This window comes from Kribbella pittospori (assembly GCF_004331465.1).
In the GTDB taxonomy this organism is placed as follows: Bacteria; Actinomycetota; Actinomycetes; order Propionibacteriales; family Kribbellaceae; genus Kribbella; species Kribbella pittospori.
Genome location: NZ_SJKB01000003.1, coordinates 91,026 through 115,114 on the forward strand (window position 1 = coordinate 91,026; position 24,089 = coordinate 115,114).

Annotated in this window: 25 protein-coding genes; 17 read left to right on the forward strand and 8 right to left on the reverse strand. The window is 67.9% G+C overall.

Annotated features, from left to right (window positions below; translation table 11 throughout):
• Positions 1-39: 39 nt before the first annotated feature.
• A complete protein-coding gene (locus E0H73_RS10820; RefSeq protein ID WP_131353530.1) occupies positions 40-1,266 on the reverse strand; it encodes a DUF349 domain-containing protein in 1,227 nt (408 codons plus the stop codon).
• A 234-nt stretch (positions 1,267-1,500) separates the two neighbouring features.
• Between E0H73_RS10820 and E0H73_RS10825 the strand changes: the two genes are divergently transcribed.
• From E0H73_RS10825 to E0H73_RS10840, 4 genes are all read left to right on the forward strand, one after another.
• Positions 1,501-2,190, forward strand: coding sequence for an MBL fold metallo-hydrolase (locus E0H73_RS10825; RefSeq protein WP_131353532.1), 690 nt, complete (start codon positions 1,501-1,503; stop codon positions 2,188-2,190).
• On the forward strand, positions 2,187-3,521 hold the full coding sequence (gene hisS / locus E0H73_RS10830; protein ID WP_131353534.1) for a histidine--tRNA ligase: 1,335 nt from the start codon (positions 2,187-2,189) through the stop codon (positions 3,519-3,521). The genes E0H73_RS10825 and hisS overlap by 4 nt, the downstream gene beginning before the upstream one ends.
• Positions 3,518-5,296, forward strand: coding sequence for an aspartate--tRNA ligase (gene aspS / locus E0H73_RS10835; RefSeq protein WP_131353536.1), 1,779 nt, complete (start codon positions 3,518-3,520; stop codon positions 5,294-5,296). Before hisS ends, aspS begins: the two co-directional genes overlap by 4 nt.
• A 108-nt stretch (positions 5,297-5,404) precedes the next feature.
• Positions 5,405-6,352 (forward strand): glycoside hydrolase family 19 protein, encoded by a 948-nt coding sequence (locus E0H73_RS10840; RefSeq protein ID WP_131353538.1) that lies wholly within the window; start codon positions 5,405-5,407, stop codon positions 6,350-6,352.
• A gap of 59 nt (positions 6,353-6,411) precedes the next feature.
• On the opposite strand, the gene E0H73_RS10845 is transcribed toward E0H73_RS10840, so the two are convergent.
• From E0H73_RS10845 to E0H73_RS10855, 3 genes are read right to left on the reverse strand one after another with little or no spacing between them, the layout of a single operon-like run.
• On the reverse strand, positions 6,412-7,257 hold the full coding sequence (locus E0H73_RS10845) for a hypothetical protein (protein WP_131353540.1): 846 nt from the start codon (positions 7,255-7,257) through the stop codon (positions 6,412-6,414).
• Entirely contained in the window at positions 7,254-7,850 is a 597-nt protein-coding gene (locus tag E0H73_RS10850; RefSeq protein WP_238163935.1) for an RNA polymerase sigma factor, read from the reverse strand. The genes E0H73_RS10845 and E0H73_RS10850 overlap by 4 nt, the downstream gene beginning before the upstream one ends.
• A 39-nt stretch (positions 7,851-7,889) precedes the next feature.
• A complete protein-coding gene (locus E0H73_RS10855) occupies positions 7,890-8,561 on the reverse strand; it encodes a class I SAM-dependent methyltransferase (protein ID WP_131353542.1) in 672 nt (223 codons plus the stop codon).
• Positions 8,562-8,629: 68 nt separating this feature from the next.
• Between E0H73_RS10855 and E0H73_RS10860 the strand changes: the two genes are divergently transcribed.
• The 3 genes from E0H73_RS10860 (at position 8,630) to E0H73_RS10870 (ending at position 10,044) form a co-directional block, all read left to right on the forward strand.
• Positions 8,630-9,088 carry a helix-turn-helix transcriptional regulator gene (locus E0H73_RS10860; protein WP_131353544.1) on the forward strand — a complete coding sequence of 153 codons (459 nt, stop codon included), beginning with the start codon at positions 8,630-8,632 and terminating at the stop codon, positions 9,086-9,088.
• Positions 9,085-9,513: a VOC family protein gene (locus tag E0H73_RS10865; RefSeq protein WP_131353546.1), complete on the forward strand. Its 429-nt coding sequence runs from the start codon at positions 9,085-9,087 to the stop codon at positions 9,511-9,513. Before E0H73_RS10860 ends, E0H73_RS10865 begins: the two co-directional genes overlap by 4 nt.
• 177 nt (positions 9,514-9,690) lie before the next feature.
• Entirely contained in the window at positions 9,691-10,044 is a 354-nt protein-coding gene (locus tag E0H73_RS10870) for a GntR family transcriptional regulator (RefSeq protein WP_131353548.1), read from the forward strand.
• Between the two features lie 148 nt (positions 10,045-10,192).
• Here E0H73_RS10870 and E0H73_RS10875 read toward each other — a convergent pair whose 3' ends face one another.
• A complete protein-coding gene (locus tag E0H73_RS10875; protein ID WP_131353550.1) occupies positions 10,193-11,359 on the reverse strand; it encodes an epoxide hydrolase family protein in 1,167 nt (388 codons plus the stop codon).
• A gap of 103 nt (positions 11,360-11,462) precedes the next feature.
• On the opposite strand from E0H73_RS10875, the gene E0H73_RS10880 reads away from it, so the two are divergent.
• The 3 genes from E0H73_RS10880 (at position 11,463) to E0H73_RS10890 (ending at position 15,931) form a co-directional block, all read left to right on the forward strand.
• Entirely contained in the window at positions 11,463-12,038 is a 576-nt protein-coding gene (locus E0H73_RS10880) for a CGNR zinc finger domain-containing protein (protein WP_131353552.1), read from the forward strand.
• Between the two features lie 99 nt (positions 12,039-12,137).
• Positions 12,138-13,568 (forward strand): DUF2252 domain-containing protein, encoded by a 1,431-nt coding sequence (locus E0H73_RS10885; RefSeq protein ID WP_131353554.1) that lies wholly within the window; start codon positions 12,138-12,140, stop codon positions 13,566-13,568.
• A 344-nt stretch (positions 13,569-13,912) separates the two neighbouring features.
• Complete coding sequence (locus tag E0H73_RS10890; RefSeq protein ID WP_131353556.1) at positions 13,913-15,931, forward strand: GxGYxYP domain-containing protein; 2,019 nt, start codon at positions 13,913-13,915, stop codon at positions 15,929-15,931.
• 54 nt (positions 15,932-15,985) lie between these two features.
• Here E0H73_RS10890 and E0H73_RS10895 read toward each other — a convergent pair whose 3' ends face one another.
• Entirely contained in the window at positions 15,986-16,588 is a 603-nt protein-coding gene (locus E0H73_RS10895; protein ID WP_202867318.1) for an AMIN-like domain-containing (lipo)protein, read from the reverse strand.
• A 103-nt stretch (positions 16,589-16,691) separates the two neighbouring features.
• On the opposite strand from E0H73_RS10895, the gene E0H73_RS10900 reads away from it, so the two are divergent.
• The 5 genes from E0H73_RS10900 (at position 16,692) to E0H73_RS10920 (ending at position 22,536) form a co-directional block, all read left to right on the forward strand.
• Positions 16,692-17,495, forward strand: a complete 804-nt coding sequence (locus E0H73_RS10900; protein WP_131353558.1) for a GNAT family N-acetyltransferase — start codon at positions 16,692-16,694, stop codon at positions 17,493-17,495.
• 69 nt (positions 17,496-17,564) lie between these two features.
• Positions 17,565-20,069 (forward strand): accessory Sec system translocase SecA2, encoded by a 2,505-nt coding sequence (gene secA2, locus E0H73_RS10905; RefSeq protein ID WP_131353559.1) that lies wholly within the window; start codon positions 17,565-17,567, stop codon positions 20,067-20,069.
• Positions 20,070-20,174: 105 nt separating this feature from the next.
• On the forward strand, positions 20,175-20,819 hold the full coding sequence (locus tag E0H73_RS10910; protein ID WP_131353561.1) for a VC0807 family protein: 645 nt from the start codon (positions 20,175-20,177) through the stop codon (positions 20,817-20,819).
• Between the two features lie 44 nt (positions 20,820-20,863).
• Entirely contained in the window at positions 20,864-22,231 is a 1,368-nt protein-coding gene (locus E0H73_RS10915) for a replication-associated recombination protein A (RefSeq protein WP_131353563.1), read from the forward strand.
• Positions 22,228-22,536: a nuclear transport factor 2 family protein gene (locus E0H73_RS10920; protein ID WP_131353565.1), complete on the forward strand. Its 309-nt coding sequence runs from the start codon at positions 22,228-22,230 to the stop codon at positions 22,534-22,536. The genes E0H73_RS10915 and E0H73_RS10920 overlap by 4 nt, the downstream gene beginning before the upstream one ends.
• 108 nt (positions 22,537-22,644) lie before the next feature.
• Here the strand turns inward: E0H73_RS10920 and E0H73_RS10925 are convergent, their stop codons facing one another.
• Both E0H73_RS10925 and E0H73_RS10930 read right to left on the reverse strand, forming a co-directional pair.
• Positions 22,645-22,836, reverse strand: coding sequence for a hypothetical protein (locus tag E0H73_RS10925; RefSeq protein ID WP_131353567.1), 192 nt, complete (start codon positions 22,834-22,836; stop codon positions 22,645-22,647).
• 15 nt (positions 22,837-22,851) lie between these two features.
• Positions 22,852-23,238, reverse strand: a complete 387-nt coding sequence (locus tag E0H73_RS10930; protein ID WP_131353569.1) for a hypothetical protein — start codon at positions 23,236-23,238, stop codon at positions 22,852-22,854.
• A gap of 173 nt (positions 23,239-23,411) precedes the next feature.
• Here E0H73_RS10930 and E0H73_RS10935 point away from each other — a divergent pair, with 173 nt between their 5' ends.
• Together E0H73_RS10935 and E0H73_RS10940 are read left to right on the forward strand one after the other, a co-directional pair.
• A complete protein-coding gene (locus E0H73_RS10935) occupies positions 23,412-23,834 on the forward strand; it encodes a DUF948 domain-containing protein (RefSeq protein WP_131353571.1) in 423 nt (140 codons plus the stop codon).
• Positions 23,831-24,085, forward strand: a complete 255-nt coding sequence (locus tag E0H73_RS10940; RefSeq protein WP_131353573.1) for a DUF6167 family protein — start codon at positions 23,831-23,833, stop codon at positions 24,083-24,085. Before E0H73_RS10935 ends, E0H73_RS10940 begins: the two co-directional genes overlap by 4 nt.
• The last annotated feature ends 4 nt before the right edge of the window (positions 24,086-24,089 follow it).

Genomic DNA, 24,089 nt, shown 5'->3' on the forward strand with positions numbered 1-24,089 from the left:
CCAAACACCCTCAACCGTGCCGACAGTTGTCCACAGGCTTCAGCTGAAGTCGGTTAGGGCGTTTTGGGCTTGGGTTAGCCATTCTCGGCGGGCGGCTATTGCTTCGCGGGCTTCGGTGGCTTTGCGGGTGTTGCCTTGGGACTCGGCTTTGGCTGCTTGCTTCTCGAGGTCTGCGATCAGGGACTGGAGTTGCTTGACGGTTGCCTCGGCGCGGGCGCGGGCCTCGGGGTTGCTGCGGTTCCAGACCTCGTCCTCGGCGGCCTTGACGGCTTGCTCGACGGCGCGGAGGCGGGAGTCTACGGAGCGCATCGCGTCGCGGGGGACCTTGCCGATCTGGTCCCAGCGGTCGAGGTACTCGCGCAGTTGCTCGCGGGCGGCCTTCGCGTCCTCCACGGGCAGGATCGTCTCGATCTCAACCAGCAAGGCCTCCTTGGCGCGGAGGTTCTCGACCTGCTCGGCGTTCTCCTCGGCTTGGATCGCGTCGCGAGCACCGAAGAACATGTCCTGCGCGGCCCGGAAGCGCGCCCACAGTTTGTCGTCCACCTCGCGCGGCGCGGGGCCGGCGGCCTTCCACTGCCGCATCAGGTCGCGGAAGCGGCCCGACGTCGGACCCCACTCGGTCGACGCCGCGAGCGTCTCCGCCTCGGCGGCGAGCCGCTCCTTCACCACGGCCGCCTCCTCGCGCTTGGAGGACAGCTCGGCGAAGTGCTGCTTGCGATGCCGGGTGTACGTCGTACGCGCGGAAGAGAACCGGTGCCACAGCTCGTCGTCACTGGACTTGTCCAGCCGCGGCAGGGCCTTCCACTCGTCCAGCAGTTCGCGCAGGCGGGTGACGCCGTGGCGCCAGTCGGTACCGGCCGCGATGGTCTCGGCCTCGGTGGCGATCTTGGTCTTGGCGGAGCGCGCTTCCTCGACCTTCGCGGCCCGTTCGGCCTTGCGCCGCTCGCGCTGCTGGGCGACGAGGGGGGAGAGCGCCTCGAGCCGGGTCCGCAGGCCGTCGAGATCGCCGACCGCCTGGGCCTCCTCGATCGAGCTGGTCACCTTCTTCACCGCGGCGCGCGCGTCGTCGGGCGACACGGTGCCCGCCTGGACCCGCTGTTCGAGCAGATCCACCTCGAACGCCAAGGCGTCGTACCGGCGGGTGTAGAAGGCGAGGGCCTCCTCTGGGTTGGCGTCCGGCCACTGGCCGACCGCGCGTTCACCGTCCTTGGTCCGTACGAAGACCGTTCCGTCCTCCGCTACCCGGCCCCAGCTCTCTCCGGCCACAACTCGCCCCTTCCGGCGGTATGTACTGCGCTCGTGCCCATTCTGGTCAGTCCCTGGTCCAACCGCGCGAACAGGGCCTGGCCGGGCGCGTCGAGGCGCTTTCCCGACGCTTATCCCTGAACAATCACAAACTCCTGTCGCGGACGCAACGGTGTTGCGTCACAATCCGGTTCGAACTCACCGGTCCGGCACCGGTAGCCTTAGTGGTCCCGAACCGTTCCAGGAAGGTCAGTCGTGCTCATCGCCGGGTTCCCCGCGGGGTCGTGGGGTACGAACTGCTACGTCGTCGCCACCGGCCAGGGCGCGGAATGCATCGTTGTCGACCCGGGCCAGGACGCGGCCGCGGGCGTCGAGCAGGTGGTCCGGGAGAACAAGCTCAAACCGGTAGCCGTACTGCTCACACACGGTCACATCGACCACATGTTCTCGGTCCTGCCGGTCTGCGGGACGTACGACGCGACCGCCTGGATCCACCCGGACGACCGGCACCTGCTGACCGACCCGATGGCGGGCATCGGCGCGGAGTCGGCGCGCATGCTGCTGGGCGGCAAGCACGAGTTCGCCGAGCCTGACGACGTCTCCGAACTGAAAGACGGCCTGAGCCTCGAGCTGGCCGGACTTGGCTTCACCGTCGACCACACGCCGGGGCACACCCGGGGTTCGGTCACGTTCACCATGCCGTACGACGGGCCGGAAGACGTGCCCGCGGTTCTGTTCTCCGGTGACGTGTTGTTCGCCGGGTCGATCGGCCGGACGGATCTGCCTGGGGGCGACCATCCGGCGATGCTGCATACGTTGGCCACCAAGATCCTGCCGATGCGCGACGAGATCGTCGTCCTGCCGGGTCATGGTGGCCAGACCACGATCGGCCGGGAGAAGGCGACCAACCCCTACTTGCAGGACCTGGAGATACCGAAACCATGAGCAAGGTGACCCCACTCAGCGGGTTCCCCGAATTCCTTCCGCAGGACCGGATTGTCGAGCAGCAGTTCCTCGACGTGATCCGGGAGACGTTCGAGCTGCACGGCTTCGCGTCGATCGAGACCCGTGCGGTCGAGCCGGTCGAGCGTTTGTCCAACCAGGGCGAGGATGCGGACAAAGAGATCTACGGCGTACGGCGCTTGGCCGCCGGTGCCGATGAGGACGCGGCGCTCGGACTGCACTTCGACCTGACCGTGCCGTTCGCGCGGTACGTGCTGGAGCACAGCGGCAAGCTGGTCTTCCCGTTCCGCCGCTACCAGATCCAGAAGGTCTGGCGGGGTGAGCGTCCGCAGGAAGGCCGCTACCGCGAGTTCACCCAGGCCGACGTCGACATCATCGACTCCGGCGAGCTGCCGAACCACTACGAGGTCGAACTCCCATTGGTGATCGCGGACGCGCTGCGCCGGCTGCCGGTGCCGGAGTTCGTCATCAAGGTCAACAACCGCAAGATCCCCGAGGGCTTCTACCGCGGCCTCGGCCTGGACGACGTGACCTCGGTACTGCGGATCGTCGACAAGATCGACAAGATCGGCCCGGACAAGGTCGTCGAGCGCCTGATCGAGGCGGGTGCGACCGACAAGCAGGCGCGGCTCGCGGTGCAGTTGGCCGACATCTCCAGCACGGACACGTCGTTCGCGGATCAGGTCCGCGCGCTGGGCGTCGAGCACCCGACGCTGGATGAGGGCCTCGAGCAGCTGAGCCAGGTGATGGCCGCAGCCGCCGAGCACGCGCCCGGTCTACTGATGGCTGACCTGCGGATCGCGCGCGGCCTGGACTACTACACCGGCGCGGTCTACGAGCTCTACCTGGTCGGCCAGGAGTCGTTCGGGTCGGTCGGTGGCGGCGGCCGGTACGACGCCCTCGCGTCCGACGGCAAAACGACGTACCCGGGTGTGGGCATCTCGATCGGCGTGTCCCGGCTGGTGCACCGGCTGGTCAGCCAGGGGCTGCTCAAGGGCACTCGCAGTACGCCGACCGCCGTACTCGTGGCCCTCACAGCGGAAGAGGACCGGGCCGAGGCCATGCGGACCGCAGCGACGCTGCGCGGCCGGGGGATCCCGGTCGAGGTGGCGCCGGCCGCGGCGAAGTTCGGGAAGCAGATCCGGTTCGCGGACCGGCGGGGGATCCCGTTCGTCTGGTTCGCCACCGAGAACGGTGCCGAGGTGAAGGACATCCGCAGCGGTGAGCAGGTGCCCGCCGACGCCGCCACCTGGACGCCGCCCGAGGTTGACATCCGACCCCGTATCGACACCACTACTCAGGAGAACTCGTGATCCGTACCCATTCCGCAGGCTCGTTGCGCGCCGAGCACACCGGGCAGACCGTGATCCTGGCGGGCTGGGTGGCGCGGCGACGCGATCACGGTGGCGTGGCCTTCATCGACCTGCGTGACTCGACCGGCACTGTGCAGGTGGTCATCCGCGATGAGGACGCCGCGCACGGCCTGCGTTCGGAGTACTGCCTGAAGATCGTCGGTGAGGTCGCGCTGCGCCCGGAGGGCAACGCGAACCCGAACCTACCGACCGGTGAGATCGAGATCATCACCACCGAGGTCGAGGTGCTGAACGAGGCCGCACCGCTGCCGTTCCCGGTCGAGGAGCACCACGCGACGCCGGTGAACGAAGAGGTCCGTTTGAAGTACCGGTACCTCGACCTGCGCCGCCAGGGCCCGGGTACGGCGATCCGCCTGCGCAGCGAGGTCAACAAGGCTGCCCGCGAGGTGTTGGCGAAGCACGACTTCGTCGAGATCGAGACGCCGACGCTCACCCGCTCCACGCCGGAAGGCGCGCGCGACTTCCTCGTGCCCGCTCGCCTGCAGCCGGGCAGCTGGTACGCGCTGCCGCAGTCGCCGCAGCTGTTCAAGCAGTTGCTGATGGTGGCGGGGATGGAGCGGTACTTCCAGATCGCGCGCTGCTACCGCGACGAGGACTTCCGCGCCGATCGGCAGCCGGAGTTCACGCAGCTCGACATCGAGATGAGCTTCGTCGACCAGGACGACATCATCGCCCTGTCCGAGGAGGTCCTGACCGCGCTCTGGAAGCTGGTCGGGTACGACGTCCAGACGCCGATCCCGCGGATGACGTACGCCGAGGCGATGGCGCGGTTCGGTAGCGACAAGCCGGACCTGCGGATGGGCCTGGAGCTGGTCGAGTGCACGGAGTACTTCAAGAACACGCCGTTCCGGGTGTTCCAGGCGCCGTACGTCGGTGCCGTCGTGATGCCCGGGGGAGCGGACCAGCCGCGCAAGCAGCTGGACGCGTGGCAGGACTGGGCCAAGCAGCGCGGAGCTCGCGGTCTGGCGTATGTGCTCGTTGGTCAGGACGGCGAGCTCGGCGGTCCGGTGGCGAAGAACCTGTCCGAGGAGGAGCGTGCGGGGCTCGCCGACCATGTCGGTGCCAAGCCGGGTGACTGCATCTTCTTCGCTGCTGGGCCGGTGAAGTCGTCGCGGGCGCTGCTCGGCGCGGCCCGGTTGGAGATCGGCCGCCGCGGTGGCCTGATCGACGAGTCGACCTGGTCGTTCGTGTGGGTCGTCGACGCGCCGCTGTTCGAGCCGGCTGACGAGGCGACCGCCGCCGGTGACGTCGCCGTCGGTTCGGGTGCCTGGACCGCAGTGCACCATGCCTTCACCTCGCCGAAGCCGGACTCGCTGGAGACGTTCGACACTGACCCGGGCTCGGCGCTGGCGTACGCGTACGACATCGTCTGCAACGGCAACGAGATCGGTGGTGGGTCCATCCGTATCCACCGCGAGGACGTGCAGAAACGGGTCTTCAAGGTGATGGGCCTGACCGACGAGGAGGCTTCGGAGAAGTTCGGCTTCCTGCTCGACGCGTTCAAGTTCGGCGCGCCGCCGCACGGCGGGATCGCGTTCGGCTGGGACCGGATCACCGCGCTGCTGGCCGGCACCGAGTCGATCCGCGACGTGATCGCGTTCCCGAAGTCCGGCGGCGGGTACGACCCGCTGACCGCCGCGCCGGCGCCGATCACCGCCGCGCAGCGCAAGGAGGCCGGCGTCGACGCGAAGCCGGAGCCCAAGGACAAGTCGTAATCGAAAGGGTTGAGCGTGACCCGGTCGTAAAGGAAACTGGCGGCGTCGTGAGAAGGTTTGGTTAGCTTTTCACGGCGCCGCCCGTCTCCTACCGCCCCGGGAGTGCTCATGCGTCGTCTGCTCACTGTGGTGCTCGCCTGTCTAGGCATCACCGCGACCGCCCTGGTCGCCGCGTCACCGGCGTACGCGACCGTCTTCCAGACTTATGGCACCGGCGTGAACGTCCGCGCCGACGCCTACCTGTCCTCCGCCGTCGTCGGGACGCTGGCCGGTCCGACAGCCATCGACGTGGACTGCCAGAAGGAGGGTGACCTCGTCACCGTCTCCGGCGGTTCGAGCAGATGGTGGGCCCACGTGCCGGCCCTCGGCGGGTACGTCACTGTCGCGTACGTCGCGATTCCCGGGGACAAGTTGCCCGGCGTACCGGACTGCGATGGCGACGACCCGCCGCCGGCGGGTGACATCACGTTGGCCGACGTACAGGCGATGTTCGGCAGCCGGATCGCGAACCCGTCGATCGTCCAGACCGGGTTGCCGTCGCTGAACCAGGCGATGCGGGACGCCAATATCAACACGCCGTACCGCAAGGCCGCGTTCCTGGCCACGCTGGTGCACGAGTCGCGGCTGGAGTACAACATCCGCGAGATCGGCGACACCCGCCCGTACGGCGGCCGCGGCTACATCCAGCTGACCGGCGACTTCAACTACGGCCCGGCCGGCCAGTACCTCGGCATCGACCTGCTCGGCACCCCGGACCTCGCGCTGTCGCTGCAGTGGAGCGCTCCCATCGCCCGCTGGTACTGGACCGTTGCCCGCAACATCAATCCGTACGCCGACAATCTCGACATGGGCCGGGTCAACGCGGCGATCGGCTATCCGGCCGGCGCGGAGGACCAGCGGCGCTGCGACTCGTTCAAGAACGCGATCCGCTACCTCACCGGCTCCGTCCCGGGCGGCGTCATCTGCACCCGCCCGGCCAAGCTCGCCGGCGACAGCAGCAAGCTGACCCGCAGCCAGTTCGACGTACTGGCCAAGAACGGCAGCGGCCTCGGCTGACCCCTCTACAGCCGAGGCGAGCCGGCCGGACCCCCCGATGGTCCGGCCGGCGCCTGCCGTCAGCCGTACTCGACGTCGCTGAAGACCTGCTTGCCCGCGGTGTCGAAGGCACGGACGTCAATCTCCATCTCGCCCCGCTTCGCGACCGCACCGGGTTGCGAGGCCGCGATGTACCCGGCCCCGTCCGAGAACGTCACGCCGTACCAAGGCGACGCGCCGCCGGTCCACCGGATCCGCAGCTCCATCCGGACGACGCTCGGCAGGGTCACGAAGGAGTACTCGGCGAGCAGCAGTGGGCTGCCTGCCTCGGTGCCTTGCTGGAGCCTCCAGTCCCCGAGGACTGGGTCGGCCACGTTGAGGCCGCCCGGTGAGTCTCCGTTCGGGCGGGACCGCACCAGTTCATCCCCCAGGCACTGGAACCAGTAGCCCTTCGCGGTCGTGAAGGTCTGCATCAGGATCCTCGGAGCGCCGGACCCTGCCATCGTCTTGATCCATCGGGCCTGGCGCACGGTCGCTGAGTCGGCGTCCGCCGACGTCGCCGGGGCGTTGCCGTTGTCACGCGGGCTCATGTCGGCCAGGCAATTCCGAGCTGCCGCTCTCGCCTCGCTTGCTGACGCCTGGCCGAGGTCGAGGGAGACACGGGCCGACTTCGCGGGCGGGACCTGCACGACCGTCGGCGAGGGTGTCGTCGCAGATGTGTTCGCGGCTGGTGCGCCGGAGTCGTCGCCGGGCCGGCTCAGCAGAACGACCGCGATGGTGATGACCGCCATCCCGCAGGCCGCCGCGAGCACCGGTACCCAGGCCGGGCGCTGCCGCTTGCGGACCTTGCGGACCAGCTCGCGCCGAAGCTGGTCGGCGTACTCGGGGTCGAGCTTCTCGACCGGAGGCGGTGTCAGAAGGTTCATCGGTGCTCCTCCAGCAGAGCGGGCATGCGATGACGGGCGCGGGAGAGACGCGCCTTGACGGTCCCCTCCGCCACGCCCAGTACGGTGGCAGCCTCGGCCACGGAAAGCTCTGCCCAATAGACGAGTTCGATCGTCTCGCGTTCGTGGGGCGGGAGGGCAGCCAGCGCTGCCCGAACAGTCTGGATGTGCTTCTCCGAGTCCACCCGGGCTGCGACCGCCTCCGCGTGGTCCGGCTGGTGCAGCGGCGCCGCCTGCCGGCTGAGGAACTGCGTCAGCCGTCGACGGGCCCGGGTGGTGTTCCGCAGTTCGTTGCGTGCGATCGCGAGCAGCCACGGTCGAGCGCTGTCGTACTGCAACGGACCAGGATCGGACCGGGTGAACAGGCGCCACGCGGTGACGAACGTGGCCTGTACGGCGTCATCCGCGGAGGCGTACGAGCCCGTGTGCCGGACCGCAAAGGCGTGCACGACGTTGGCGTAGCGGCTGAACAGCTCACCGAGCGCCTCCGGCTCCGCACGACGCAGCGCGTCCCACAGATCGTCGTCGCGCGCGGCAACGGGTGGCTTGCCCCGCCGGCTCGAAGTCATGGCCATACCCAACAGGGTCCGCACGGTTCTGTCAGGTTGCCGCGGTCAGATCGGTTGCGCTCGGACCCAGGTCTTGTCGGGGGTCAGGTAGTCGGCCAGTGTCAGCCCAGCTTCGATCAGCTGGGCTGACAGTTGGTCGTCGCTGAGGTTCTGGGTCAGGATCCGCTGCGACCACGAGCGATCGCCGATCGTGTGGGTCAGCGTCGCCGCCTGGCGGTTGCCGGGGAGCTCCTCGACGTCGGAGACGACCAGCCGGCGGTGGTCGTTCACCATCACGGTGGGACCGCGGAGCATCCCGGGGACCTGCTGCTGGAGCAGGACGGCGCCGCCCGGGCGGACGTGGTGGGCGCAGGTGCGCAGCAGGCGCAGGCGTTCCTCGTCGTCGGCGACGTTGATCAAATACGACATCATCAGGACGACGTCGAAGCGGCGGTCCAGCCGGAGGTCGCCGATCGTCGAGCAGATCGTCTCGGTCTCGGTGACGCGCGCGACCATGTCCGGTGATTCGTCGACCGCGACCACCTGATGCCCGAGGGTGAGCAGCGGCCGGGTGATCCGCCCGGTACCGCAGCCGAGCTCGAGGATGCTGCTGCCAGGTTCGATCGCGGCGTTGATCAACTCGTCCTCACCGTGTGCCGGTGTGACCTCGTAGAGTTCGATTGCACTGCCGTCCGGGGTGTGTGGCCCAGGTCCGGTCCCGCCTTGTCCGACTCTCATACGAGCCAGCTTCACGAATCGGCCGGTAGTCTCCAAACCTTCGGTCCACACCGAAAGAAGGGGGAGCGATGCGGCCCGTCGTACCGGTGGAGCTGCTGGCGCACCTGCGCCGTGCCCGGGATGTTGCCGATCGCAACTATGCCGAGCCGCTCGACCTTGCTGGGCTGGCGGCCGCTGCAGGGGTGTCGAAGTACCACTTCCTGCGGTGTTTCGCGGCCGAGTACGGCGAGACGCCGATGCAGTACGTCACCCGCCGGCGGATCGAGCGGGCCACCGATCTGTTGCGGGCGACCAACCTGACGGTGACCGAGGTGTGCGGCATGGTCGGGTACAGCAGCCTGGGGTCGTTCTCGCAGCGGTTCACCGAGCTGGTCGGGATGACGCCGACGCAGTACCAGTGGACCCAGACGGGCGCGCGGATCCCGGGCTGCTTCGTGTTCATGCTCGGGCTGAACTCCGCAATTCCGGAGAAGCACCCCGAGGCTGCCGGGGCCTACCGTCGTACCAACGATGAGGAGGAACAGTGATCACCAACGTCAGTTTGGTCACGGTCTATGTCAACGACATCGACGAGGCGAAGGCGTTCTACACCGACAAGCTCGGGTTCGTGGTGGGCGACGACATCACGCTCAGCGAGGACTTCCGCTGGTGCACGGTGCACCAGGCCGACCACCCCGAGCTCGAGCTGGCGCTGATGCTGCCCGGGCCGCCGATGGACTCCGAGTCCGCGGACTCGATCCGCCGGATCATGGCCAAGGGCTCCATGCACGGGTTCGGCATGGCCACGGACGACTGCCACAAGACCTTCGCCGACCTGGTCGCCAAGGGCGTCGAGTACATCCAGGAGCCGTCCGACCGCCCGTACGGCGTGGAGGCCGTTCTGCGCGACAACTCCGGCAACTGGCTGGTCCTGGTGGAGCAGAGGCCTTACACCGCAGCGGACTTCGCTTGACCTCGAGTCTTTGTATCAATACGTTTGATACAAAGACTCGAGGGAGATGCAGATGGACGTGTTGTGGCTGGTCGCCTTTGCCGAACCGCTGTCCGTGGGGGCCGTGGGGCTCTTATGTGTGATGTGGACGGTAGCCGCCAGCCGCCGCGGCCTACGACGAGTGCACCGGGTCGTCGGATGATCATCTCGGTCGACCCAGGCGCGGCCAAACCGCCGTACGAACAGGTGAAGGACCAGATCGACGGGCTGATCCGGGCTGGTCAACTGGCGCAGGGGACGAGGTTGCCTACGGTCCGGCAGCTGGCGGGGGATCTTGGGTTGGCGGTGAATACGGTGGCGCGGGCGTACAAGGAACTCGAGGCCGACCGCCTGGTCGAGACCCGTGGGCGGAACGGGACCTTCGTCCTCGCCTCCCGCAGCCGAGTCGACGACGAAGAAACCCGCGCCGCCGCCACCGTCTTCGCCCGAGCCGCCCACCGAGCCGGCCTCAGCCAAGCCGAAGCCACCGAAATCCTCCACCGAGCGTGGTAAGCGGGTGCGTCCAGCCCCATGCTTGCTGCCGCCCGCCTCCGGTCACCGGCCCGGACCTCATGCCCGGATACAGCTGGACGGCTTTCCGGAAACTTGTCGTCGCCTGGTGGCACTTTGTTTCCGGGTATCGCATCACCGACGCTCCAGGCTAGCGGGCCAGCACTGCCGCGAGGCCGTCTTGTAGGTCTTTGACGAAATACTCGGGGACCTCCAGTGACGGGAAATGGCCTCCGGTTTCGGGGGTCCTCCAGCGGACGAGCTGGCGGTAGCGCTCCCGGGCCCAGGCGCGCGGGCATTTCTCGATGTCGCGGGGATACATGCTGATGGCTGTCGGGACGTCGACCCGAAGTTCAGGGTCGAGCGAGTTGTGGCTTTCGTAGTAGATGCGGGCCGCCGATGCGCCGGTGCGCGTCAGCCAATACAGGGTGACGTCGTCGAGAATGCGGTCTCTGGAAATCCGCTCGAACGGGCTGTCTTCGGTGTCTGACCACTCGGCGAACTTGTCGAGGATCCAGGCGAGAAGCCCGACCGGTGAGTCGACGAGCGAGTAGCCGATGGTCTGGGGTCGGGTCGCCTGCTGCTTCGCGTACGCCGCGCGGTGGCGCCAGAAATCGCGGGTCTCCTCGGTCCACTTGCGCTCGAGGGCCGTCAGCCCGTCCGTTGTCAGCCCAGGCGGTGCCTGCGCCAGGACGGTGTGGATGCCGAGAACGTGCTCCGGGAACCTGCCGGCGAGGACCGTGGTGATCACGCCTCCCCAGTCGCCGCCGTGGGCCGCGAACTTGCTGTAGCCGAGCCTTCCCATCAATTCCACCCAGGCGGCCGCGATCTTTTCGGTTCCCCACCCGGTGGTGGCCGGTTTGTCGCTGTAGCCAAAGCCCGGCAGCGACGGGACCACGACGTGGAATGCCGGCGCGTCTGCATCTTTCGGATCTGCCAGCTCGTCGACGACATCGACGAACTCGGCAATGCTGCCTGGCCAGCCGTGCGTCAAGATCAGCGGAGTGGCATCCGCGCGCGCGGATCGGCGGTGCAGGAAGTGGATTCCCAGATCGTCAATCGTCGTACGGAACTGGCCGATCCGGTTGAGGCGCGCGTCGAACGACCGCCAGTCGTACCCGGTGCGCCAGTAGTTCACGACATCGACGAGATCGGCGAGAGGAACGCCCTGATCCCATCGGCGAGGGTCGGGCGCGGCGCGATAGACCGTCTCCGCCTCCGGTAGTCGCGCCGCGGCCAATCGCGCGCGCAGATCGTCAAGGTCAGCGTCAGGTGCGTGGGTTTCAAAGGCTTGTACGTCGCTGGTCAGACGGGGCATGAGACCTCCTGGTCGTCGTGGAACTGGCTACGAACGAATGCGAACCGTCTAAGATGGTTCTAACACGCCTGTACGCCGACGTGCAACCGGCTAAGGTGGTTCCATGCGAGCTGAGTTCCCTGACTTCCGCCTCGGTACCGTGCTGGCGACCAGCTTCACGGGGACCCTGTCGGAGCGTCGTGGCAACCCTGTGGAGCGCATTCCCACGCCGCAGCGACTCGTCGACTGGCTGGCGGTATACGGCCTCGCCGTGGACTCCTGCACCACTGCCCAGCTCGACCTCGCTCGGGAACTGAGGGAGTCGATTCACGCCGCCGCAACAGCGGCCGCGATCCAGGACGCTCTGCCTGCAAATGCTGTCCGAGTCATCAATGACTGCAGCGTTCAGGGTCGGGCCGCGGCGATCCTCGCGCCCGACGGTCAGCGGCAATGGCAGCTGAGCTCGGCTTCCAGTGTGGAAGATGCCCTCAGCGTGATCGCCGCCGACGCGATCAGCATCATCGCCGGCGAACGAGACGGAAAACTGGCCCTGTGTGCGTCGCCAACCTGCCAAGCCGCCTTCTTCGACACCAGCCAAAGCCGCACCCGCAGATGGTGCGACATGAACACCTGCGGAAACCGCCAGAAGAAAGCCCGCTTCAACGCCACCCACCGCAAAACCCCCACACCAGCGGAGTGATCGCTACCCTGGTAGCCGGGGGAGGTGGGTACGTGCCGAGCGGGTCTGGACCGGATTGCTGCACTGCCGTGGTGGCGGTGGGTGTGGCAGTCTGGAGTTATGGGTGGGGGTGGGCTGGGCACCCTGGGTGCCGCAGTTCCCGGAGTTCAGGAGCGGAAGGCGTACGGCAAGGACGCTCGCCGGCGGGTGTCGCGTCGTGCGCACGCCCAGTGGGAACCGGCACCTGATCGACCTGACCCGCTCGACATTCTTCAAGCCCAGGCGGCGACCCGGGATCCGGACCTGGTTCCGGTGCGTTACGGCAGGATGCTGGCCTCGCCGTTCGCCTTCTTCCGCGGCGGTCCGGCGATCATGGCGAACGACCTGGCCGGTACGCCGAGCAGCGGCATCACCGTCCAAGTGTGTGGTGACGCCCACCTGGTCAACTTCGGCTTGTTCGGAACGCCGGAGCGCGACCTCGTCTTCGATGTGAACGACTTCGACGAGACTCTTCCCGGCCCGTGGGAATGGGACGTGAAGCGCCTCGCCACCAGCGTCGCCGTCGCTGCCCGGCAGAACGGCTTCACGGTGGAGCAGCAGCGCCAAGCGGCTCGCGACACGGTTCGGGAGTACCGCGAAGCCATGGTCACGTTCGCCGAGTTGGCCACCCTCGACCTGTGGTACCTGCACCTGTCGTCGGCGCAGTTGATCGACATCATCGGCCGCCTCGAAACGGAGTTCGGGACCACGGCGCCGAAGTTGACCCCCGCCAGGCTGCAGAAGGTGTTCGCCAAGGCGAAGTCGCACGACAACCTGCGCGCGTTCGCCAAGCTCTGCGTACATGGCGGCACCGACGTACGCCTCGCCAGCCATCCGCCGCTACTCGTCCCGGTCCGCCAACTGCTCACCGCGGCAGACGCTGACCGAGTCGCCGCCGGCATTCGCGAGGCCGTCGACAAGTACCGGCACACTCTCGCCGACAGTCGCCGAGCGCTCTTCGACCAGTTCGAGATCGTCGACGTGGCGCGCAAGGTGGTCGGCGTCGGCAGCGTCGGCACCCGTTGCTACGTCGTGCTGCTCCGCGGCAAGGGCGCCCATGACGTGCTGTTCCTGCAGGTCAAGCAAGCCGAAGCCAGCGTCCTCGAGCCGTACGTCGGCGCCAGCGAGTTCCCGCACCACGGCCGGCGCGTGGTCGCCGGACAACGGCTCCTGCAGTCCCTTCCCGACATCTTCCTGGGCTGGACGACCGGACCGCGCGGCTTCGACTACTACATACGCCAACTGTGGGACATGAAGGGCTCGATCGACCCGTCCAAGCTCACCCCCGGCGGCCTCGGCGTGTACGGCGGAATGTGCGGCTGGACCCTCGCCCGCGCCCACGGCCGAGGAGGCGACGAAATCGCCATCGCCGGCTACCTCGGCAAATCCGAAGTCTTCGACGAGGCCATCGCCGACTTCGCCCTCACCTACGCCGACATCAACACCCGAGACCACAACCGCCTAGCCGCAGCAGTAGAAGCCGGCACCATCCCCACCACGCCGGAAACCTGACTCGTAGGTGTTGGGCGCGGTCGCAGGAACCGCGCCGCACACGCGCGCCTACCCAGCACACGGGCGGCAGCCCGCAGGGTGCGGGCGATAAGCACGCAAGAAGGCCGGCGGTAGCCGGCAAGGAAGTACCGGCGATGAGCCGGGGGTGGGTGGGAGCGGGCGTAGCGGGTGCGACGAGGAGCGGAGCGACGAGGAGTGGCTGCGTAGCCGCGTGGGACAGACCAGTCTCGGAAACGATTCCAGATTCTTGGGTCAACGTTGTAGTGAGCTCTGTACACGGTGTCGTCGGGTTGCTACTGTCCCGGCTGATTTGACATCGATGTCAACGACAGGGAGTGGTCACGATGGTGTCGAGACGAACGTTCCTGGCGGGCAGCGGTGCGGTGACGGCGGGTGGGTTCGGGATGGTTCCGGCCCTCGCTTCCAACGCACAGGCTGCGGTTTCATCGACGTCCGGCAGCCCCGCTCGGCTGCTGCCGGTGTTCAGCCGCCCGAAACACCTGGATTACGGCGACGTCAGCAAACTCAGCGGTGGAGATCAGACATTGCTGACAACGTTGCAAGGCGTCGTCAACCGTACCGAGCCCGAGCTGTACTTCCTTTACGACACGGGCACCATGAGCACGCCGGACGCCAAGTGGCTGGCCGACATGCACTTGCCCACGAAGCTGTACAAGAACCCGCTGGACCTGGTCGCCAAGTACCGGAGCCGCGTCCGGGGTGCGATCGTGCACGACCCCGCCGTACCCGACTCGCTGAACGTCGCCACAACCCTGGCCGGCTTGGAGAATGCCGTCGTCGCCGACGCGGACCAGGCCAAGGCGCACGGGCTGCGGATCGTGAAGGATCTGCGCGGGATGTTCGACGACAACCGGTTGACGACGTACCGGTGGCAGCTCGACAACCTGTTCCCGCGGGTCACCAAGAAGCTGCTCGCCGGACTGCCGCCGACCCGGGTGGTCGCGGTGGAGAACGTGCAGTGGCAGGAGATCGCGCGGGAGACCGAGCAGATCCGGGACTCGTCGAACAAGGGCAACTACGACCTCGACGTCTCGGCCAAGCTCGGCCAGGAGGCCGTGTTCGTCCGGTTCCAGGACTCGTTCACCGACGACGGCTGGGGACCCTCGGTCTCCGAGGTCACGGTGAAGGCGAACGGCACCCAGATCGCGCACTTCCTGCCCGGTACGCCGGAAGAAGAGCCGTACCTGTTCGACGGCGTCAACTCGTCGATCGGTGGGGACGCCAACCGCTTCAGCGACGGCGGCGGCTACTTCATCTACCGGTTCGAACCACCGGCCGGTACGACGTCCCTCGTCGTCACCGTGACCATGTGGAACCAGTACCTGGTCACCGCCACCGACACCGCTCCCACGCGGATCGAGGCCTTCCCGTACTTCCGCGACTATGTGGTGGCGACCAAGGCGATGGTGAGCTGGCTGCCGCCGTCCGGGGAGACGGGGGAATTGCTGATCGAGCACTTCGCCAAGTGGCCCACGCTCGCGCCGTACATGGGTTGGTTCGCCAACGATGTGGCCGGTGAGTGGGACGGGGTCGATCTCGCCTCGCAGGGTGGTTCGCCGGTGGTCGCGGCCGACTTCTACATGAACGGGACTGTGCACTCCGGGTTCACGGCACCGATCTCCGACAAGGTCCGGCCGGTACGGCGAATCACCACGCCGAAGAACAAGGTCTACGTGACCCTGACCTTCGGCGAGGGCGACAACATCCAGTACTGCCAGCGCCGGCTGCGCGACATCTGGGACGACCCGAAGCGCGGTCAGGTGCCGACCAACTGGACCATCAGCCCGCTGCTCGCCGAGACCGGTCCGGGACTGTACAGCTACTTCCAGCGGACGGCGACGGCCAACGACCTGCTCGTCTGCGGTCCGTCCGGCGGCGGCTACGCCTACCCCGGCTCGTGGAAGCCCGAGGAACTGACGCAGTACCTGCAGATGACCGGCGGCTTCATGCGTCGTACCGGCCTCGACCAGGTGTACTCGTACAGCAGCCGGCAGGACAACAAGTGGATCCTGCTGTCCAAGGAGATCGCCGAGGGGTTCGCGAAGTACACGCCGGTCAAGGGGATCATGCAGACCTGGGACGGCGACCCGCTGGTGGTTCGGCAGGGTGGTCTGCCGATCACCAACGCCTGGGGCGCGCCGGGCAAGGCGGCCGAGTTCAAGGCCGCGCTCGACCAGCGGATCGCGAACTGGGACGGTGCGAGCCCGTTGTTCGTCTCGGGTCTGATCGGCGCCTGGTCGTGGACGCCGTCCGACATGGCCGAGCTCGGACCGTTGCTCACCGATCCCTATGAGCTGGTCCTGGCCAATTCCTTCTACGACCTGCTCAACCGAGTGCTGTAGCAAACCACAGCGCGGTCGCCCGGAGGAGGATCCGGGCGACCGCTGGGTGGGGGCTTACCAGTGGTGGGCCACGTCGAGCACGAGGCGGGTGTTCGACCCCGGACCGGTCAGCGTGAAGACCCGGAACGGGAGCCTGGCGCGAACGCCGACGCCGATCGTGGTCTGGCCCTCGAAGCTGCCGGCGAGCGCCACCTGGCGGAAGGTGCTGTAGCCCGTCACCGTGGACAACTCGCGCGGCTTGGCCGGGTTGTACGTCGATCGCCCGGCCGCGTCGTACGACGGTGCGCGGACGACGAGTTGCAGTTTCGCCCCACCGCGCAATGGGACGAGGTGGCCGGCGCCGTCGGTGAAGACGTTCGGCACGTAGCGGACGTCGTACCCGGGCACGCGACCGCGGATGTCGACGACGAGCCGGTCGTAGCAGGCGTGCCGGCCGGTGCGGACGGCGGTGACAGGAGCCTGCGTCATCCGGCTGTTTGCCTCGGGCAACGAGCCCCAGCCGGTCGGGCAGGACGCGGCGGCGACGGTTGCGGTCGAGGTGGTGCGGGGGGCGGAAGTGGAGCCGATGAGGGCCGGTGCGGCGACCGCGGCCGCGGGGATCGCCATGCAGGCGACGGCGGCGAGGATCGTCTTGCGAGTGATGCCGTGGATGTTCATGATGTTCCCCCCTTTTGAGGACACTTACTTGGACGAGACCAGTGGCCAACTGGTTGGCTTCAAATCCGGTGATTTCAGGTAGTCGATCGGGCACGATGTGCAGATGACCCCTGACGAGTTGCTCGACGTGTTCCACCGCCGGATCCGGCTGCCGGACGCGGACACGATCCCCGGCTGGAAGCAGGAACACGACGGCCTCGTGCATCGCTCGTACGTCGAGGGGCCGGACGGCGCAGGGTTCGTCGAGACGCCGCGCGGTCTGGGTGACGACCCGGACGCGGTCATCGCCGGCCAGTTGGAGTTCTTCCGCGACCGCGGGCTGCCGTTCGAGTGGAAGACGTACGCGTACGACGAGCCGGCCGACCTCGGTGACCGGCTGGCGCGGGCAGGGTTCGTCAAGGGGGAGCCGGAGACGCTCATCCTCGGCGAGGTGGACCGGGTCCTGCAGCGGCCGTCCGCGTTGCCGTCGAAGGTGCGGTTGCGGGAGGCCGACGGCCCGGGCGACTACCACCGGATCGCAGTACTGATGGACACGCTGTGGCACAACGGGCTGGAGCGGATCGAGGAGCGGCTGGCCGCCGAGGGGCGGATGTTCCCGGACCGGCTGTCGGTGTTCCTGGTCGAGGACGCGCTGAAGGGACCCGACGGACCGGCGCTGACCGCGGCATGGGTCCGGTTCCATCCGGGGACCGGGTTCGCCAGCCTCTGGGGCGGCGGGACGCTGCCGGAGTGGCGGCGGCAAGGGCTGTACAGCGCGGTCCTCGTGCACCGGGCCCGGCTGGCGAAGGAGCGCGGGTACGAATTCCTCCGGGTGGACGCGTCCGAGGACTCCCGCCCCATCCTGCAGAAGCTGGGGCTGTACGGCGTCACGACCACCACGCCGTACGAGTGGGAACCAGGTAGCTGACGGCGCCGGGAGCTGACACGCGGGGGTGTGCTACGGAACGTCGGCGCGACGCTGTACGTTGCGGTCATCATGGCACTGAAAATCGCGTCACGCTTCCGCCGGCTGCTGCAGCGCCCCGGTTCGATCGATCTCGGCCCGTACGAGCGCCTCACCCAGCTGGTCGGTGAGGCGGAGGAGTCCGTCCTCGCTCTGACCGACGAGGAGCTCACCGAGGCGGTCGGCGAACTGCGGACGACGGGCGGCCTGCACGAGGACGAGCAGATCGAGTTCCTCGCGCTGGCCCGGGACGCGGGCAACCGGGCGATCGGCGAGCGGGCGTTCGACGGCCAGGTCGTCGGTGCGCTGGCGATGCTGCAGGGCCGCGTGGTGGAGATGGCCACCGGTGAGGGCAAGACGCTGGCCGGCGCGATCGCGGCTGCCGGCTACGCGGTCGGCGGCCGCAAGGTCCAGATCCTCGCGGTGAACGACTACCTGGCCCGCCGCGACGCCGAGTGGATGGGCCCGGTGTACGAGCTGCTCGGGGTCAGCGTGTCGCACATCGGCCAGGCGTCAACGCCGGACGAACGGCGTACGGCGTACGAGGCGGAGGTCTGCTACGTCCCGGTGAGCGAGGTCGGGTTCGACGTACTGCGGGACCGGCTCGTCACCGACGTCGCCGACCGGGTCACGGCGGAGCTGGATGTGGCGCTCGTGGACGAGGCCGACTCGGTGCTCATCGACGAGGCCCGGGTGCCGCTGGTGCTGGCCGGTGCGACCCGGACCGAGGAGCTCGACGAGGACGTCGTCCAGCTGGTCCGGACGCTGCGTGCTGGGGTCGACTACGAGATCGACGGCGACGGCCGGACGGTCGCGCTGACGGACAAGGGCACCGACAAGGTCGAGGCGGCGCTCGAGGGCATCAACCTCTACGAGGACGACAACCTCGACCGTTTGACCCAGATCAACGTCGCGCTGCACGCCGAGGTGCTGCTGCGCAAGGACGTCGACTACCTGGTCCGCGACGGCAAGGTCAGCCTGATCAACAACAACCGCGGCCGGATCGCCAAGCTGCAGCGCTGGCCCGACGGTCTGCAGGCCGCGGTCGAGGCCAAGGAGGCCGTGCCGGTCAGCGACTCCGGTGAGGTGCTCGACAGCATCACCGTGCAGGCGCTGATCAAGGGCTACAAGACTCTGTGCGGCATGACCGGTACGGCGGTTGTCGTCGGGGAGTCGCTGCAGGAGTTCTACGAGGTCGACGTGGCCGTCGTACCGCCGAACAAGCCGAACATCCGGATCGACGACCCGGACCGTTTGTACCTGACGGTCGAGCAGAAGAACGTGGCGCTGGTCGAGCACATTGCCGAGGTGCACGAGGCCGGGCGCCCGATCCTGATCGGCACGCACAGTGTCGAGGAGTCCGAGCAGCTGAGCGACCGGCTCGAGGCCGCGGAGATCCCGCACGTCGTGCTGAACGCGAAGAACGACGCGGAGGAAGCGGCGATCATCGCCGAGGCCGGCGTACCCGGGACAGTCACCGTTTCCACGCAGATGGCGGGTCGCGGAACCGACATCCGGCTTGGTGGCCGGGACGAGTCGCACGACAAGGACAAGGCCATCGAGCTCGGTGGCTTGTATGTCATCGGCACCGGCCTGCACGCGTCGCGACGACTTGACGACCAGCTGCGCGGTCGCGCCGGCCGTCAGGGTGACCCGGGCGGATCGCTGTTCTTCGCCAGCCTCGCCGACGAGCTCGTCACCCGGTACTCCGTTTCGTCCGGCCTGCGACCGCATCCCGACGACACCGGCCGGCTCACGGACCGCAAGTCGCTCGGCGTTCTCGAGCACGCGCAGCGCGTCGCCGACGGCGCCAACGCGGAGCTCCACCGGACCACCTGGTCGTACCACCGGCTCACCGGTCAACAGCGCGCCATCCTGCTCGACACCCGCGAGAAGGTGCTGACCGAGGACCTCGCCGCCACCGAGCTGGCCGAGAAGGCCAAGGAGCGGTACGACGAACTGGTCGAAGAAGTCGGCGAGGACACGGTCAAGGACGCGGCCCGGCGGATCGCGCTGCATCACCTGGACCGGCGCTGGACCGACCACCTGGCGTACCTGGCTGACCTGCGCGAGGGTATCCACCTACGGTCGCTGGCCGGCGGCATCGTGCATCTGAAACCGATCGACGAGTTCAACAAGTCGGCGATCGCGTCGTTCGACACGCTGATCGCTGACTCGTGGACGGACGCGGCGGAGACGTTCAAGACGGCTGAGATCACGTCCGAGGGGCTGGACGAGGCGGCGTCCGGGGTGCCGCGGCCCACGGCGACGTGGACGTATCTGATCAACGACAACCCGTTCGGCACCGAGGCGGATCGGATCCTTGGGCGGCTTCGGAACGCGATCAAGCCCGAGTCGGTGGCTGAGGCCGAGGAGATCCTCCCGGAGGAGTTCGACGAGGACGAACTGCCGGAGGAACTGCGGGACGCGGACGACGACGAGCTCCCGGAAGAACTGCGCGAAGCCGATGACGAGGACGAGCTGCCCGAGGAACTGCGGGACGCCGATGACGAGGACCCCAAGGACAGCAGGAAATAGTTGGGTTGACCCCCCGACTTTGGTCTAGGGGGTGGTCCGAAGGGCTCGGTACGGGCAGCCGTCGGCCCGATGCCGGGTGGCGGCCCCCTGGGCGAGTCTCAGGTCATGTCCTCCCGGTCCGGCCGCCCGTGGCTCCTCGCCCTCGATATCGCGATCCCGGTTGCGCTGTTCTACGGCCTGCGGGCCGTCGGCGTCAGCAACGTGACTGCGCTGCTGATCAGCACCGTGCCGGCCTTGATCAGCTCGGTGGCCTCGCTCGTGCGCCAGCGCCGTGCCGACCTGGTGGGTACGGCGGTGATCTTCAGCCTGGTCGGGAGCGCGGTCATCGCCTGGCTTGGTGGGGATGCTCGCATCCTGCTCGTCCGCGGGGCCTGGATCAGCCTCCCGTTCGCCGGCGTGACGCTGTGGTCGCTCAGGCATCCGCAGCCGCTCTGCTACACCTTCACCCGGGCGATCATGCCGAGGCGGGCCGCCATCATGGACCGCCTGTACGACGAGGACCCGCGCTTCCGGCTGGCCTGGCGCCGGATCACGGTGCTCTGGGGGATCTTCTCGATCATCGACGCGGTGCTCCGGGTCGTGCTCACGTACACGCTGCCGCTGTCCGTCGTACCGGCGCTGGAGCCGATCATCACGGTGGCCACCATCGTGGCTCTCCAGATCCCGACTCATGTGCTGCTTCGGCGCAGCGGGACCATTCACCTGGTCTTCGGCCCGCGGCGATTCCTGGAGCAGGCGGAGCGCTCCTGACCGCGACGGATCCGAGTGTCGGTGCTGTTGGTTAGGCTCAGGGCGTGAGTGAAGGTCTGTTCGATCTGCCAGGCGCGCCTGCCCCTGCTCGTGGGGGTGGCAGCCTCGCCGACGTCGACCACACTGCCGCTCCGTTGGCCGTGCGGATGCGGCCGCGGAGCCTGGACGAGTTGGTGGGGCAGCAGCACTTGCTGGCGCCTGGTTCACCGCTGAGGCGGCTGGTCGAGGGTGACCAGCCGATGTCGCTGCTGCTCTGGGGTCCTCCCGGCACAGGGAAGACGACGATCGCGGCGGTTGTGTCGCATCAGACCAACCGGAAGTTCGTCGAGCTGTCGGCTGTCACCGCCGGGGTCAAGGACGTCCGGCAGGTGATCGACGGCGCCCGCCGTGAGCTCTCCAAACCCTCGGGTTCAGTGGAGACAGTGCTGTTCATCGACGAGGTGCACCGGTTCACGAAGGCGCAGCAGGACGCGCTGCTGCCAGGTGTCGAGAACCGCTGGGTGACGCTCGTCGCCGCGACCACGGAGAACCCGTTCTTCTCCGTCATCTCCCCGCTGCTGTCGAGGTCGTTGCTTCTCACGCTCGAATCACTCACCGACGACGACATCGCCGTACTGCTGGATCGGGCGCTGACCGACGAGCGCGGGCTGAACGGTGAGTTCCAGTTGGCCGATGACTCGCGGGCGCACTTGCTCCGGATGGCTGGGGGAGATGCTCGCCGGGCGCTGACCTATCTGGAAGCGGCCGCCGGCGGTGCACGGGCCAAGGACGCCAAGGTCATTGATCTGAAGACGTTGGAGACGGCGGTCGATCGGGCCGCGGTGCGGTACGACCGGGCCGGGGATCAGCACTACGACGTGGCGTCGGCGTTGATCAAGTCGATCCGTGGTTCGGACGTGGATGCGGCGATGCACTACCTGGCCCGGATGATCGAGGCCGGCGAGGACCCACGGTTCATCGCGCGACGGCTAGTGATCTCGGCGAGCGAGGACATCGGCATGGGTGACCCGACAGCGCTCGGTGTCGCGGTGGCCGCAGCCGACGCGGTGCAGCTGATCGGTATGCCGGAAGCGCGGATCAACCTCGCTCAGGCAGTCGTCGCGCTCGCTCTGGCGCCGAAGTCCAACGCGGTCATCATGGCCGTCGACGCCGCCATCGCGGATGTGAAGGCGGGGAAGGTCGGCCCGGTCCCTCCACATCTGCGCGACGCCCACTACGCCGGAGCGAAGAAGATCGGCCACGGCAGCTCGTACCAGTACTCGCACGACGACCCGCGCGGCATCGTTCCGCAGCAGTACGCGCCGGACGTGATCGACGGAACGGACTACTACAAACCCACCCGCCGTGGCGGTGAGGCGGCGTACGCGGACCGGGTCGCCAACATCCGCAAGATCCTGAGGGACCGCAAATGAGCCGGACCACCGAGCACGTGGACGCCTTCAACCACGCCGTCACCAGCGGCGAGTGGGATACGTTCGCCCAGCGTTTCGCGACCGACGCCCGGATGTCCTTCGTAGGCGTCCCGGCCGGACCGTTCGAAGGCCGTACGGCGATCGCCGCGGCGTACCGGGACAATCCGCCGACCGAGACGATGACTCTCGAAGGAGCGGACGGCGACACCGTGAAGTTCCGCTGGGCCGGTGGCGACACGGGCACGATGGACCTCACCTGGGCACCCGACGGAACCGTGCAGACACTCACCGTCAGCTTCGACTGAGGGACAGCGGGGGCCTGCTCAAGCGGATGAACCAGGTCGGTAGGCTGCTAGACGACCTGGGGGTGAAAGGCTCTTCGTTTTGAGGCAGTACAACCCGCCCTTCGCTCGTCACCGAAAAACCGGAAGACCGCCCGCCCTGAAGATCGCCGGACTCGCGGCGATCGTGCTGGTGCTGGCCGGCCTGGTGATCTTCGGACCGTTCTCGTCACCTGACTCGACCAGCAGCACACCGCCGATCGCGGCATCCTCGCCAAGCGCCTCCACGAGTACGACGTCCGAGTCGCCGCAGGGCGACTTCACGGGATACCGGCCGCACTACGGACCGGCCAGTCCCACGCAGGAGCCCACGGCCACCAAGGAGAAACTCGCCAACCCCGCCGCGGGTTGGTTCACCCCGACGCAGGCGGCGGCAACTCCTAGCGCACCGCAGCCGCCGTGGTCACCATCAGCGTCGCCGCGGTCGACCTCGCCCGCGCCGAAGAAGCCCCAGCCGACCAACCCTGCACCGTCGCGGCCGTCCACTACCCAACCGAGCACACCGCCCCGGCCGACCACACCAAGCCCGAGCACGCCGTCCCCAACCGACCCCGGCACCACGCCAACGGATCCGAGCACCACGCCAACGGATCCGAGCACGACTCCGACCGAGCCGAGCACCACTCCAACGGAGCCGAGCCCCAGTACGCCGGAGCCCAGCACCACCCCGGCAGACCCGACGCCCAGCCCCTGACAGTGGCCACCCACGCCGACCCCGGATCACGCGGTTTGGTGGGCGACTGTGATGTGAGGGATGGTGTCCTGGAGCGGAGTGCGACTACGCCGCGCGATAAGGTCGGGCGGTCCACGTGGTCGCAACGGGAAGGTGGATCGTTTCCATGAGCGTCGGTGAAGTCGCGGGGCTGATAGCAGCCTGCGCGCTGCTCATCCTGGTGGGCTTGCTGGCCTATCCGATCCTGAAGCTGGGCAAGGTGCTGGACGAGACCCGGATCATGGTGAAAGGGGTCTCCGACGAGACCGTCCCGCTGCTCGGCGAGGTGACCACCACCGTGACCACCACCAACGCTCAGCTGGCCAAGGTCGACACCATCACCGACAACGCGACCACCGTCACCACCAACGCGGCCGCGCTGATGTCGCTGTTCTCGGCCACCGCCGGCGGCCCGCTGGTGAAGGCGGCCGCGTTCACGTACGGCGTGCGCCGGGCACTGGGCGAGAGCCAGCGCCGGGACGTGTCCCGGCGGGTGAAGGAAGAGATGAAGGCGGAGCGCAAGGCGCGTAAGCGAGGTGACGTCCGGTGAAGCGGATCTTCTGGTTGATCATCGGTATCGCCGTCGGTGTCTATGCGGTGACGCGGCTGAAGAAGCGGGCCCAGGTGCTCGCGCCGGAGGGTCTGCAGGAGTCCGCGGCCAAGCTGGCCTCGGCAGTCCGGCATTTCGGCGACCAGGTCCGCGAGGGCATGGCCGAGCGCGAGACGGAGCTGCGTGACGCGCTGGGCATCGACACCGCACCCAACCCAACTGACACGACGCAGCGTGAGGACTACCGGTAACACC

Coding starts and splice junctions, on each gene's coding strand:
- hisS (WP_131353534.1), top strand. CDS start 2,187: ATGAGCAAGGTGACCCCACTCAGCGGGTTCCCCGAATTCCTTCCGCAG.
- E0H73_RS10840 (WP_131353538.1), top strand. CDS start 5,405: ATGCGTCGTCTGCTCACTGTGGTGCTCGCCTGTCTAGGCATCACCGCG.
- E0H73_RS10845 (WP_131353540.1), bottom strand. CDS start 7,257: ATGAACCTTCTGACACCGCCTCCGGTCGAGAAGCTCGACCCCGAGTAC.
- E0H73_RS10850 (WP_238163935.1), bottom strand. CDS start 7,850: ATGGCCATGACTTCGAGCCGGCGGGGCAAGCCACCCGTTGCCGCGCGC.
- E0H73_RS10855 (WP_131353542.1), bottom strand. CDS start 8,561: ATGAGAGTCGGACAAGGCGGGACCGGACCTGGGCCACACACCCCGGAC.
- E0H73_RS10860 (WP_131353544.1), top strand. CDS start 8,630: ATGCGGCCCGTCGTACCGGTGGAGCTGCTGGCGCACCTGCGCCGTGCC.
- E0H73_RS10870 (WP_131353548.1), top strand. CDS start 9,691: ATGATCATCTCGGTCGACCCAGGCGCGGCCAAACCGCCGTACGAACAG.
- E0H73_RS10875 (WP_131353550.1), bottom strand. CDS start 11,359: ATGCCCCGTCTGACCAGCGACGTACAAGCCTTTGAAACCCACGCACCT.
- E0H73_RS10880 (WP_131353552.1), top strand. CDS start 11,463: ATGCGAGCTGAGTTCCCTGACTTCCGCCTCGGTACCGTGCTGGCGACC.
- E0H73_RS10885 (WP_131353554.1), top strand. CDS start 12,138: ATGGGTGGGGGTGGGCTGGGCACCCTGGGTGCCGCAGTTCCCGGAGTT.
- E0H73_RS10890 (WP_131353556.1), top strand. CDS start 13,913: ATGGTGTCGAGACGAACGTTCCTGGCGGGCAGCGGTGCGGTGACGGCG.
- E0H73_RS10895 (WP_202867318.1), bottom strand. CDS start 16,588: ATGAACATCCACGGCATCACTCGCAAGACGATCCTCGCCGCCGTCGCC.
- E0H73_RS10900 (WP_131353558.1), top strand. CDS start 16,692: ATGACCCCTGACGAGTTGCTCGACGTGTTCCACCGCCGGATCCGGCTG.
- secA2 (WP_131353559.1), top strand. CDS start 17,565: ATGGCACTGAAAATCGCGTCACGCTTCCGCCGGCTGCTGCAGCGCCCC.
- E0H73_RS10910 (WP_131353561.1), top strand. CDS start 20,175: ATGTCCTCCCGGTCCGGCCGCCCGTGGCTCCTCGCCCTCGATATCGCG.
- E0H73_RS10920 (WP_131353565.1), top strand. CDS start 22,228: ATGAGCCGGACCACCGAGCACGTGGACGCCTTCAACCACGCCGTCACC.
- E0H73_RS10935 (WP_131353571.1), top strand. CDS start 23,412: ATGAGCGTCGGTGAAGTCGCGGGGCTGATAGCAGCCTGCGCGCTGCTC.